Genomic DNA, 12,663 nt, shown 5'->3' with positions numbered 1-12,663 from the left:
TGGCACGGACGGGCCTGGATCGCCCACGGCCGTCGTACCGCCCGTGCGTTCGTTCGTTCCCGGCGGGGCCGGGCTGCTCTCCGTAATCTATGCCACCGCCCGGACGGGCCGCCCTCTCATATAACCGCACGAAGCGGGCCGACCCTCGCGCGTCGGCCGCTCGGCGGCACGCGCCCGCCCGGCACGGCCGGTTCACTCCTTCGACTGATTCAGCGCTGCGGTTGTCCGCGCGCGGCAGTTGATCCCTCACGGAGGCCGTCGCGCCTCGGCGTGCGCCCCACCCCCCTCTCACGCCCCCACGCCCGTCCTTCTCCGAACCGGAGCCTCACCTTGCCCGCTGGACCGTCGCTCCGCCGCGGCACCCCACTCGCCCTGGGCACGCTGCTCGGTCTCTTCGCCGCCCAACTCGTCGGGGCACAGCTGCCCAGCGCGCCGCTGCTGTGCGCCGCCGGGGCCGCCTGCCTCGCGTTCGACCTGGGGCTGCGCCTCTGGAAACCCGGTGTGCTCGCCGTGCTCGGCCGGGTGCACTGCGACGAGACCGTCAGACAGCTCCTGCGCGACCTGCTGCTCGTCATGGGCCTCACGCACCTGTCCGCCGTGGACACCGCGGCCAGACTCGTCCTGGTCGGCGGCCTGCTGTCCTGCTACGGCGCGCAGTTCGTCTGCCGCGCGCTGGGCGTCCTGGTGCGCCGCGCGCGGACGCTGCCGGTCGTCACCCGCAACGTGGACACCGACGCGCTGCGCCTCTCCCCCGCCCCGCCACGGCTCCTCGCCTACCCCGGCCGCCGCATGCTGCTGTTCTCCGTGCCCGCCACGTCGGGGATGATCGCCACCATCGCCGCGCAGCACGTGGTCTGGGGCCTGATCGGCGTCGGCACGTCGCTGCTGCTCTTCGCGGGCGGCACGGCGTACCTGGCGACGTGGCTGCTGCCCGGCAAGCGCCCGCCGGGCGAGGAGAAGGTCCTGCGCTGGTTCCGCGACTGGCTGGCCGACTACCGGCCCGAGGTCGGCCTGTACTTCTCCGGCGGCTCGGGCACCGCGTACCAGGCCAACATGTGGCTGAGCACGCTCGCCACGCTGCCGCGGCCCCTCGTCGTCCTGCGCGAGCGGCCCATGACGCAGCAGCTCGCCGACACGGACGTGCCCATCGTCTGCATCCCGCGCGTCGCCCACCTGATGGAGCTCGAACACTCCTCGCTGAAGATGCTGCTGCACCCGGCGAACGCGCCCAAGACCTCGCAGGTCCTGCGCATCCCGACCATCAAGCACGCGTTCACCAACCACGGAGAGAGCGACAAGCTGTCCAGCTGCAACCCGTACGCCAAGGTCTACGACCAGGTGTGGGTGGCGGGCCCCGCCGCCCGCCTGCGGTACGCGCGGGCCGACGTCGGCGTGGACGACCGCGACGTCGTCGAGGTGGGCCGCCCGCAGCTCGCGCCGATCCGGCGCGCGGACGGCCCGCCGCCCGCGACCCGTCCCGTCACCGTGCTGTACGCGCCGACGTGGGAGGGCTGGACCAACGACCCGGGGAACACCTCGGTCATCCTCGCCGGCGAGAACGTCGTCCGCGCCCTGCTCGCCGACCCGCGCGTACGGCTCCTGTACCGGCCGCACCCGATGACCGGCTCGGTCAACCCGAAGGCGGGCGCAGCCGACGCCCGTGTCCGCGCGCTGATCGCCGAGGCCAACGCGGGCCGGACGGCCGCGCCCGCCGCCGCGCGGCCCGCGCCCGGCCCGCGCCGCGCCCCGCTGCGCCTGCCCACGGGCGACCCGGTGGCCGAGCGCGGCGCCGTCTCCGTGGCGGGCCCCGGCAGCGCCGACGGCCCCCGCCCCGACTCCCCCGCCGCCGAACTGGAACGGCAGGACGCGGCCCTCGCCGCCCTGACGGCACGCGCCGGACGGCTCGCGGCCGACGAGATGGAGCGCATGGCCGCGCAGGGCCTGCCGCGCCCCGGCCACGCCGAGGCCGTCGCGGCGGCGACCGACGCGTGGCGCGCGGCGTTCTGGGCGGCGCAGGACCCGGCCGAGCACCTGGTCCTGACGGGCTCGCGGCCCGACCTGTACTCCTGCTTCAACGAGGCGGACGTCCTCGTCTCCGACGTGTCGAGCGTCGTCGCCGACCACCTGGCGTCCGGCAAGCCGTACGCCGTCGTCAACACGACGGGCCTGTCGGAGGACGACTTCCGCGCCGCGAACGCGACCGTGCGCGGCGCCACCGTCCTCACGCCCGAGGCCGACGGGGTGCCCGCGCTGCTCGACGCGGTCGTGGACCCTGGCCAGGACAAGCTGGCCGAGGCCAGGACGGAGCTGACCGCCTACCTCCTCGGCCCGGCCCAGCCGCCGTCGCTGACCCGCTTCCAGGACGCCGTACGCGCCCTGTGCGCGGCGGCCGAGGCGCGCCGCGCGCGGCACGGGACGCTGCCGGGCGCGGCGCAGGCGCACGCCGCCGAGGTCGCGGAGCTGGCCGAGACGGCGGAGAGCGAGGCGGGCGGGGACCAGGCTGTCGCGGCGGACTCCTCCGAGCTGCCGATAGCGCCCCCGGCCGCCCCGCAGGGCGCCACCCGCTGACCGCGCATGCCGCCACCCGGCCGGGCCACCGTCACACCGGCCGGGCGGCGGCCCCTCACAGCCGCAGCCGCTCCAGCCAGGCAGCCGCCTCACCCGCCGCCTCCGCGAGCGCACGCCCACGGTCCACGGCGGCCCGCTTCGGCACGGCGAACCCGTGGTCCGCCTGCGGCACCACGACCAGCTCCGTGCCGTCCGGGAACTCCTCGGGCCGCCCGAACGGGTCGTTCCCGCCCTGCACCACCAGCACCGGCACGCCCGCCCCCGCCAGCTCCGCCGCCCGGGACCGCTCCGGCCTGCCCGGCGGGTGCAGCGGGAACGACAGCGCCAGCACCGCCCGCGCCCCCAGCGCCGCCGCCGTACGGCACGCCACCCGCGCCCCCGCGCTCCTGCCGCCCGCCACCACCGGCGGCCCCTCCTCGGCCAGCGCGGGCCACAGCGCCGTCCAGGCCGCGTCCAGCGCACGCGGCGCGGGCGCCAGCCTCCGCCCGGCGACGCGCCAGGGCTGCTCGACCAGCGCCACCGTCACGCCCCGCGCGGGCAGCACGTCCGCCAGCGTCACGAGGTCCGGCGCCTCGATCCCGCCGCCCGCGCCGTGCCCGAGGGCCAGCACGGCACGCGCGCCCCTGGCCCGATGCCACGTGATCCGCGCGTCCCCCGCCGGGGTCTCCACCGTCCGCAGCGCCTGCCGCACCTGTCGCATGGGGGCCAGTCTGCACGGCCGCGAACGCCCGCCGGGCCACTGAACGGCGGATGGCGTTAGGGTGCCGGGGTGATGAACGACTCCCGACAGATAGCGGGGACAGTCGCCGTCCCCCGGCAGCCTGCCGAGACCCCCGCGCCGAAGACCCGCGACGCGTTCTTCGACAACGCGAAGTACTTCGCCATCGTGCTGGTCGCCATGGGCCACGCCTGGGAGCCGCTGCGCGACTCCCGCACCGTCCTCGCGCTCTACATGACGATGTACGCCTTCCACATGCCCGCGTTCATCATCATCACCGGCTACCTCTCGCGGAACTTCGACGGCCGCGCCGACCGCGTGCAGCGGCTGGTGACGGGCGTCGTCGTCCCCTACGTGATCTTCCAGATCGCCTACACGCTGTACATCCGCCGCGTGCAGGACAACGACAGCACCTACCTGGCGATGTACGAGCCGCGCTGGCTCATGTGGTTCCTGCTGGCCCTGCTGATCTGGCGGCTGACGATCCCGCTGTGGAAGGCCGTCCGCTGGCCCGTGCCGCTCGCGCTGTGCCTGGCGGCCGTCGCCTGCATGCAGCCCTCGCTGAGCGACGACCTCCAGATCCAGCGCGTGCTCCAGTTCCTGCCGTTCTTCGTGCTCGGGCTGGTGCTGCGGCCCGAGCACTTCCGGATGGCGCGCCACCGCGTCGTACGGCTGCTGGCCCTGCCGGTGCTGGCCGTCACCGCCCTGGCCGCCTACTGGGCCGTGCCGCGCGGCATGCGGTACACGTGGTTCTACCACCGCGAGAGCGCGCAGGAGCTGGGCCAGCCCTGGTGGATGGGCATCGTCGCGACCGGCCTCATCTTCGCCGTGTCCGTGATCCTGACCGTCTGCTTCTTCGCGCTCGTGCCGGGGAAGCACCACTGGTTCACGAAGCTGGGCGCGGGCACGCTGTACGGCTACCTGCTGCACGGCTTCCTGATCCGCGGCGCGCAGTGGCTCGACCTGTACGACGCGGACGTCATGAACGAGCAGCCGGGCGCCCTGCTGATCGCCACGGCCGTCGCCGTCGCGTGCATCACCGTGCTGTGCACGCCGCTCGTGCAGCGGCTCTTCCGGCCCATCGTGGAGCCGCGCATGAACTGGCTGTTCCGGCGTGAAGAACGCCCCGGCCCGGCGCACCGGGCCGGGGCGTCGTAGGCACCCGGCGGCGCCGCCCCCGCGCCCAGGCGGCGCGGGGGCGGCGTACGGCTCAGTCCTTCCGCTTCCCCAGCTCCAGCATCCGGTCCACGACGCGGGCCGTCGCCAGACCGTCCGACGGCTCGCAGAAGTCCTTGACGAACGCCGCGTACTTGTCGGCGTAGGTCCGCTTGACGTTCTCGACGTTGCGGATCGCGTGGATCAGCTCGGCCGAGGTCTTGATGAGCGGGCCAGGCGCCTTCGCCGTGAAGTCGAAGTAGAAGCCGCGCAGCGTGTCCCGGTAGTGCTCCAGGTCGTAGGTGAAGAAGAGCATGGGCCGCCCGGAGTGCGCGTAGTCGAACAGCACCGACGAGTAGTCCGTGATCAGCACGTCCGTGATCAGGTACAACTCGGCGATGTCCGGGTACGCCGACACGTCGAAGACGAAGCCCTGCCCCGCGCCCGGGATGGCGTCCAGGATCTTCGGGTGCTTGCGGAACAGGAAGACGTGGTCGTCGCCCAGCGCCTCGTGGGCCGCCGTCAGGTCCACCTGGAGGTCCAGCTTGAACTTCGACTGCGTGTGCCGCTGGTCGTCACGCCAGGTCGGGGCGTACAGCACGACCTTCTTGCCGTCGGGTATCCCGAGCGTGGCGCGCACGCGCTGGGCGATCTTGTCGCGGTCGGGCCGGTGGAAGATGTCGTTGCGCGGGTAGCCCGCCTCCAGGACCTCGCCCTCGCAGCGGAACGCGTGCTTCATGATCGGCGTCGTGAACGCGTTCGGCGACACGACGAAGTCGAACTGCCGGAAGCGGTGCGGGAGGCTGGCGATGTACTGGAGGTTCGCGCGCGGCGTGCCCAGCAGGTCGGCGCCGATCTTCTTGAGCGGCGTGCCGTGCCAGGTCTGCACGACGACCTGCCCCTCGCGCCGCTCGTACCAGTCGCCCAGGCCGACGTTGGTGATGACGTACCGGCTGCGGGCCAGCGCCTCGTACCACTCGCGGCTGTGCCACTCCAGCGGGCGGACGCCCGGCGGCAGGTCCACCTGCGCGTCGGCGACCGACCACAGGTGCTCCATCTCGACGCCGCGCCGCACCAGTTCCTCGTAGACGGCGCGCGGCGAGTCGGAGAACTGCTTGCCGCCGAAGCTGTTGTAGAACACCGTGTCGGTCAGCGGCTCCTGCTTGAACTGCGGCGTCAGCACCTCGCGCAGCTGCCGCTGCTGGAACGTGCCGCGCTCCTCGGCCGCCAGGACCGGGCCCGAGCCGAGGAAGATGCGGTCGAAGTAGCGCCGGTTGACGGCGTACGAGCGCCCGCCGGTCCGCGTCTTCAGCGGCAGCGCGTCGATGAGGTCGGCGCGCAGCTTCACCGGGACGTCCTGCCCGTTGCCCCAGGCGTCCTTGTCGCGCAGCGAGAAGTACCAGCGCCCGGCGCGCAGCGGCAGCACCGCGTCGTACAGCGCCATCCGGTCGGGCGTGACGCGCACGCTGAACCGGCTCTGCGACTCGGACCACGTCAGCGGCAGCGCGTGCTCCTCGAAGCGCTCGCCGTGCCGCAGGACGAACCGCATGCGCTCGCCAGGGCCGGTGTAGGAGCCCTCGATCAGCAGCTCGTTCTTCTTGACCCACTCAAGCCGGTCCACGACGGCCTGCCGCGCGCGGTCGTGGAGCTTCAGCAGCCCGGGGCCGTCGGTCGTGACGGCGATCTCCCGGCCGCCGGGGCGCAGGTAACGGCCCGGCAGGAAGCCCTCGACGACGGTGGCGCGGCGCGAGGAGCCGTCCGCGAACTCGATGTGCGTGAGGAAGTCGTACGTCTTGCGCTCGCCGTCCGCGCCGACCGACAGGTCCGCGAACGGGATCTCGGCGGTGTAGCGGCGCCAGCGGGCGTCACCGCCGCCGTCGGCCGGGGCGAGCGGGTACTCGACGCCGCCCTTCTGCCCCTTGCGGCCGACGCGCAGCTTCGTCGCGTGCTTGGCGGCGACCGGCGCGCGCAGTCCGAGCCGCAGGGCGTCGGCCGTGGCGGTCTGATCGACGATCTCCGCCTCGGGTATGTCGATGGTGACCTGGAACTTGTCCTCGGCGAACCCGGCGATCAGCCGGGCGCCGTCGCCGACGTGCCGGGCCTGCGAGTGGCCCGCCGACCCGACGTCCACCCGCTCGACCTTGCCCGGCACATAGCCGCCAGGCCGGGGCAGCGCCAGCGTCAGGCCCCACGTCCCGGCCTTCCACTTGCCGCGCACCTTGAGCTTGGCCGGGTCGATGGTGATCTCGAACCCGGCGTCGTCGTAGGAGTGCAGGGCCTGCTTGGAGTCACGCGTCGCGCGGCGCGACTCCTCGGCGCGGTAGCGCACCGGCACGCGCCGCCCGCCGGGGGCGCGCAGCCAGGCCAGCCGCGGCATCGGGCCGGTGCCGCCGCCCGGCAGGTTGACGACGAAGGCGTAGCCGCGCAGGACGAGCTTGCCGTCCTGCCACAGGATCTCCGTCGCCTTGGAGCGCACCGGCATCTCGCGCAGCCGCAGCCGCGCCACCGAGGCGGGCAGCGCCCTGGGGTCCACGCCGGGGACGTGGACGTGCGGGCGCAGCCGGCCCCTGACGAGGAACGCGTTCGGGTTGACCCGCTCGAAGGCGATGACCGCCAGCAGGTCGTCCAGGCGGCGTTCCTTCGCCAGATGCCACTTGACACGGTTGATCGGCGGCAGCCTGCGGAGCTTGCCCGCGTCCACCGTCCCGAGGAACTCGGCGGTCGCCGCGAAGAACGCGGCGCGCTCCGCCTCGGTCGCCTCCGGCAGGAATCGGAGCTGCCGCTTCAGCTCCTCGGGGATCACGTCTTCAGGCTTCGCTACCACGTCACTCAGTGCCTTTGCTTCCGCTTCCTACGGGGCCGGGACCACGGTGGTGGCGTCGGCGGTGCCCGCCTCGCCGAGGGCCCGGTTACGCGCCTCGGCCCGCGCGGCGAGCGCCGTGACCGCCGCGTTGAACCGCTCAAGGGAGGTCGGTTCGTCAGGTCCGAGCAGGTACCGCTTCAGATCGACGCGGTCCTGGGCGAGGGGGTCGGCGCCCGGCACGGTCACGGCGTCGATCAGCTCGCCGAGCCGCGTCGCGTCGTTGTCGAGGATCACGGCGGCGCGCACGGCCGTGTTCTGCCGCGTGAACTCCTCCGCGCCGATGCCCGCCGAGTCGGTCACGGCGTACGGCTTGCCGCTGGCGATCCAGTCGGACACGACGCTGGAGATGTCGGAGACGAGCGCGTCCGACTCGTTGAAGCAGTCGAACAGCAGCGGCTCCGGGCCCGTGATGACGCGGTGCTCCCACCAGCCCTGCGAGCGCCAGTACACGTCGTTCCACTCGCGGGCGGCGTAGCTCTCGACGACCGCGCGGTCAGGCGGCGTCATCGCGTCGCGCGAGACGGACGCGTCGTCCCACAGGCCGGTGACGGCCGCGACGGGACGTGCCTCGCGCACCCGCTTCAGCTCCGCCTGCGCGGCGGCGCGGTCGGCGGCGCCCTTGCGGGCCTCCTCGGCGAACCGCGGGTCGGCGGCGCGCTCGGCGGCGGCCTGCTCGATCATCGCGGCGATCCGCTGGTGGACGACACCGGCGGCGCGGTTGCGCGTGCCGGTGAACGGGTGCGGCTTGTACAGCACGCGGACCGGCCGCTCCGAGGCGAGGAGCTTCGCGATGATGTTCTCGCCCGCGAGCAGGAGGGACGTGTTGCCCGGGTCGTCCGTCCAGCCCTCCCAGGTGGGGGCGTAGAGGATCGTGGGGATCCGGTCGGGCCGCGGGGTCGCGGACGCCGGGCGGATGGGCGCCAGCTGCGGGCGGCCGACCTCGACGATGTCCTCGTCGCGGACGCCGACGTCGGCGAGCGCGTACCGGTCACGCCCGGCGCGGCCCGCGGACCACACCTCGTCGTACGCCTTCGAGTACGGGTTGATGCTGGCGATCTTGTCGCTGTCGCCGTGTCCGATGAAGACGTGCTTCATCGTCGGCACCCGCAGCAGGTGCAGGTTCTTGCCGACGTTCGCCGGGTACAGGCCGACCCGCAGCATCGACAGGTCCATGTTCATCAGATCGACGGCGCTCGGCACGCAGACGACGGGCACGCCGGTCGTCGCCAGCCGCGCCAGGATCGCCCGCTCCCGCAGGATGACGATCGGCCGGGCGTCGAGGCTCGCCATCGTCTCCAGCCACATGTTGGCCTGGTAGGCGGAGTCCTTCGAGCCGGAGAAGTACAGCGCGACCTCGGGCCGGTACGTCCGCAGCCACTCGTCGAACCACGCCATCGTCCGCTCGGGCGTCGGCGGCAGCTTGCTCGCGCGGAAGAACGGCAGCAGCACCGCCATGTACGCGAACACCAGCAGGATCGTCACGGCCATGCCCGCGTAGCCGTACGCGGCGGTGCCGGTCGCGGCGACGGCCAGCAGGCCGACGAACGTCGGGACCTCGGTGTGCAGCACCTTCTCCACGGCCCGGTGCGTCAGCCAGCGCGGGGCGCCGTCCGGCACGGGCAGCGTGCTCAGGTCGATGTTGCGGGTCGCGATCGGCAGGCGGCGCTTGCGGCGCAGCATCATCACCAGCGCGGTGTGCGGCGCCTGGAGGCCGTAGAACACGAGGAAGCCGACGACGGCCGCGTAGAAGACCGTGTCGCCCGCGACCTCGGTGCGGGCCAGCAGCAGCACCAGCAGGAGCTGGCGGATGAGGAAACGGATGGTCAGGCCGAGCCTGGCCTTGCCCATCCGGACGAGCGTGTAGCTGCCCCGGCGGTGCAGGTAGTGGTCACCGAGGTAGGACACGGCGGCGGCCACGGCGAACGCGTAGCCGGACGGCACGAGGGCCGTGACGAGCATCGCCGGATAGCTGACCACCATCAGGAGCGCGGCGGTCAGCTCGGCTGCGGGGACCGTGCCGACGATGCGGCGCAGCAGCGTCCCGCTCACACGGCCTCCTCGGTGGCGTCGGCGCTGAGCGCGGCGGCCAGGGCGCGTTCGAAGGAACCGGCGCTGCTGGCGTCGGCGGTGGGGTCCTGCTGGCGGACGTCGATGACGTGGCCGGTCAGCGCGGACAGCAGCACGTCCAGCGAGGTGCGGGCGACGGCCTCCGACGACAGCAGCGACCCGGCGGGCTCCTGGCCGAACGCCTTGCTGCGCATGGGCGTCGCGGTGCGCTCGGGGTTGACGCAGTTGACGCGGACGCCGTCGGCGGCCCACTCGTCGGCCAGCGCCTGCGTGAGGTTCACCATCGCGGCCTTCGTGGACGAGTACAGGCTGTACTCGGCGCGGCCCCTCGTGTAGCTGCTGGACGTGTACAGCAGCAGCTGCCCGTGGGACTCGGCGAGGTACTTGTGCGCGGCGCGGGCGATGCGCACCGGCGCCAGGTAGTTGACCTTGAGGGCTTCCTCTATGGTCGCGTCGTCCGTCTCGGCGAGCTTGCCTATCCGCAGTATCCCGGCGGTGACGACGACGTGGTCGATGCGCCCGGTGTCCGCGTACGCGGTGGCGAGCGCCTCGGAGATGTCCTGCGGGTTCTCGACGTGCGTGCCGGTGGTGGAACGGCCCAGGGCGTACACGCGGGCGCCGTACCGCTCGGCCAGGTCGGCTATGTCCTTGCCGATGCCGTAGGAGCCGCCGAAGACGACGACGGTCCGGCCGGACAGCCGCTCGCGGTAGGCGTCCTCGTCGGACTGCTGCGGCGCGGCGGTGGAGGCGAGCTGGAACAGCTTGTCCGTGATGAAGACATCGACGGGCTGGGTGACCTTCATGTTGAACTCGTCGCCGGGCACCACGTGGATCGGCACGTCCGGCAGGTACTTGAGGACGACGGAGCAGTCGTCGGTCGCCTGGAAGTTCGGGTCGCCCGCCGCGACCTCGTACGCCCGGCGGATCGTGGAGAGCCGGAACGCCTGCGGGGTCTGGCCGCGTCGCAGGCGCGAACGGTCGGGCACGTCGGTGATGAACTCGCCGTCCTCGCCGTGCGTGCGCGTCACGATGATCGTGTCGGCGGAGGGTATCGCGACGTCCACGGCCTGGTAGCGCTCCAGCGCGCTCACGCAGTCGGCGATGACGCGCCGCGACAGCAGGGGCCGTACCGCGTCGTGGAACAGGACGTGACGTTCCTCACCCTCGGCCAGCCCCTCGCTCAGCGCGGCGATGGCGCGCTGCGTGGTCTCGTTCCGCGTGGCCCCGCCCTCGATGACACGGCTGACCTTGGTGAGCCCGCTCCTCGCGACGATCCGCTCGACGTCCGGCACGTACCCCGGGGCCATCAGCACGATCACGTCGTCGATCTCCGAGGCCTCCTCGAAGACGGCGAGGGTGTGCTCGATGACGGCCTTTCCCGCGATCTTGATCAGCTGCTTCGGTATGGAGAGACCCACTCGCTGGCCCGTACCACCGGCGAGCACGACCGCAGTGGTGTGGGGGGACGGTCCTTTGGGTTGGTTGGACAAGGCAGCTCCTGCCAGTATCAAGAAGTGTCGCCTACGCGAGGAGAAGGTTAACCCCCGTGGAAGCTTGACCCCTAAGCGAGCGGAACCGTTGTCGGGGGTTATCGCTTTGTGACAGGGTGACGTCACACACCGGCACTCCCGCGTGGAGACCGCGTTCCGTGACGGATGTCCGGTCCACGCCGGATGATTCCCGGCGCGACCGGACATTTCCCGTCACTCCCCGCACGCGCGTACGCGATTCCCCCGCGCGGCATCCCCCGTACCACCGCGCGGAGCGCGCGCCTGAACCGTCAGTCAAAGGGACGGAATTCCTCGAATTCCCGCTGGGCACTGTCATTCCGCCGCGCCTCACGGTCACGGCGCCGCTGCGCGGCCGGCCTGGTCTCGGCGATACGGTGATCCTCGCCACGCCTGCCCAGCATCTCCGCGCCGCCCGTCATCGAGGGCTCGAAGTCGAAGACCACCGCGTCGTCGTCGCTGCCGATCGCGACACCGTCGCCCTCCCGCGCGCCCGCCTTGATCAGCTCGGTCTCGACGCCGAGCCGGTTCAGCCGGTCCCCGAGGTAACCGACCGCCTCGTCGTTGGTGAAATCCGTCTGCCGCACCCAGCGCTCCGGCTTCTCGCCGCGCACCCGGAAGAAACCCTCGCCGTCGGACGTCACGGTGAAGCCCGCGTCATTGACCGCGCGGGGCCTGATGACGACCCGCGTCGCCGTCTCGGCGGGCACGGCCGCCCGCGCCTGCGCGACGAGTTCCGCGAGCGCGAAGGAGAGTTCCCGCAGCCCTTTCCTGGACACCGCGGAAATCTCGAACACCGCCAGCCCACGGGCCTGGAGTTCCGGCCTGACCATCTCCGCGAGATCCTGCCCGTCCGGGATATCCGTCTTGTTGAGCACGACCAGCCGGGGCCGCCCGTCGAGACCGCCGTACTGCGCCAGCTCGCGCTCGATCACGTCGAGATCGGTGACCGGGTCGCGATCGGGCTCCAGCGTCGCGCAGTCGAGGACGTGCACCAGGACCGAGCAGCGCTCCACGTGCCGCAGGAACTCAAGCCCGAGTCCCTTCCCCTCGCTCGCGCCCGGGATCAGCCCCGGCACGTCGGCGACGGTGTAGACGGTCTCCCCCGCCGTCACCACGCCGAGGTTCGGCACCAGCGTCGTGAAGGGGTAGTCCGCGATCTTCGGCCGGGCCGCCGAGAGCACCGAGATCAGCGACGACTTGCCCGCGCTCGGGTAGCCGACCAGCGCGACGTCCGCGACCGTCTTCAGTTCGAGGACGATCTCCCGCTCCTCGCCCGGCTCCCCGAGCAGCGCGAAGCCGGGCGCCTTGCGGCGCGGCGAGGCGAGGGCCGCGTTCCCGAGACCGCCGCGCCCGCCCTCCCCGGCGACGAACGTGGTGCCCTCGCCCACCAGGTCGGCCAGCACCTCGCCCTTCCTGTCGAGCACGACGGTGCCGTCGGGCACGGGCAGCACGAGGTCCTGCCCGTGGGCGCCCGTACGGTTCCCGCCGCCGCCCGGCTTGCCGTTGGTGGCCTTCCGGTGCGGGTGGAAGTGGTAGTCGAGCAGCGTGGTGACGTCACGGTCCACGACGAGCGTCACACTGCCGCCACGGCCGCCGTCCCCGCCGTCGGGCCCGCCGAGCGGCTTGAACTTCTCCCGGTGCACGGAGGCGCAGCCGTGGCCCCCGTTACCCGCGACGACATGCAGTTCGACGCGGTCCACGAAGGTGGTCATGGGGGTGCCTCCCGGCAGTTGGGCGGTGGATCGGAGGGGAAGGGCCGGAGCCCGCTCAGGGCCCCAACG

7 protein-coding genes are annotated in these 12,663 nt (G+C 72.7%); 2 read left to right on the top strand and 5 right to left on the bottom strand.

Annotation, left to right across the window (positions count from 1 at the left end; all coding sequences use genetic code 11):
* Positions 1-330 precede the first annotated feature (330 nt).
* Entirely contained in the window at positions 331-2,568 is a 2,238-nt protein-coding gene (locus IF27_RS20005) for a hypothetical protein (protein WP_052851040.1), read from the top strand.
* 55 nt (positions 2,569-2,623) lie between these two features.
* Here IF27_RS20005 and IF27_RS20000 read toward each other — a convergent pair whose 3' ends face one another.
* A complete protein-coding gene (locus IF27_RS20000; protein ID WP_052851039.1) occupies positions 2,624-3,268 on the bottom strand; it encodes an alpha/beta hydrolase family protein in 645 nt (214 codons plus the stop codon).
* A 72-nt stretch (positions 3,269-3,340) separates the two neighbouring features.
* Here IF27_RS20000 and IF27_RS19995 point away from each other — a divergent pair, with 72 nt between their 5' ends.
* The gene (locus IF27_RS19995; protein WP_052851038.1) at positions 3,341-4,444 is read left to right on the top strand and encodes an acyltransferase family protein; all 1,104 of its coding nucleotides are present in this window, start codon (positions 3,341-3,343) and stop codon (positions 4,442-4,444) included.
* A 52-nt stretch (positions 4,445-4,496) separates the two neighbouring features.
* Here the strand turns inward: IF27_RS19995 and IF27_RS19990 are convergent, their stop codons facing one another.
* The 4 genes from IF27_RS19990 to obgE all read right to left on the bottom strand — a co-directional run bounded on the left by IF27_RS19990 (position 4,497) and on the right by obgE (position 12,594).
* Positions 4,497-7,244 carry a CDP-glycerol glycerophosphotransferase family protein gene (locus IF27_RS19990; protein WP_223291119.1) on the bottom strand — a complete coding sequence of 916 codons (2,748 nt, stop codon included), beginning with the start codon at positions 7,242-7,244 and terminating at the stop codon, positions 4,497-4,499.
* A 48-nt stretch (positions 7,245-7,292) separates the two neighbouring features.
* Entirely contained in the window at positions 7,293-9,284 is a 1,992-nt protein-coding gene (locus IF27_RS19985; protein WP_223291128.1) for a hypothetical protein, read from the bottom strand.
* 65 nt (positions 9,285-9,349) lie between these two features.
* The gene (locus IF27_RS19980) at positions 9,350-10,861 is read right to left on the bottom strand and encodes a bifunctional cytidylyltransferase/SDR family oxidoreductase (protein ID WP_052851035.1); all 1,512 of its coding nucleotides are present in this window, start codon (positions 10,859-10,861) and stop codon (positions 9,350-9,352) included.
* 290 nt (positions 10,862-11,151) lie between these two features.
* Entirely contained in the window at positions 11,152-12,594 is a 1,443-nt protein-coding gene (obgE, locus tag IF27_RS19975; RefSeq protein ID WP_052851034.1) for a GTPase ObgE, read from the bottom strand.
* Positions 12,595-12,663 lie beyond the last annotated feature (69 nt).

The sequence above is a fragment of the Streptomyces avicenniae genome, assembly GCF_000719135.1.
GTDB lineage: Bacteria > Actinomycetota > Actinomycetes > Streptomycetales > Streptomycetaceae > Streptomyces > Streptomyces avicenniae.
Note: the sequence above shows the minus strand (reverse complement) of the source record. Positions and strands in the feature narration are given on the sequence as shown.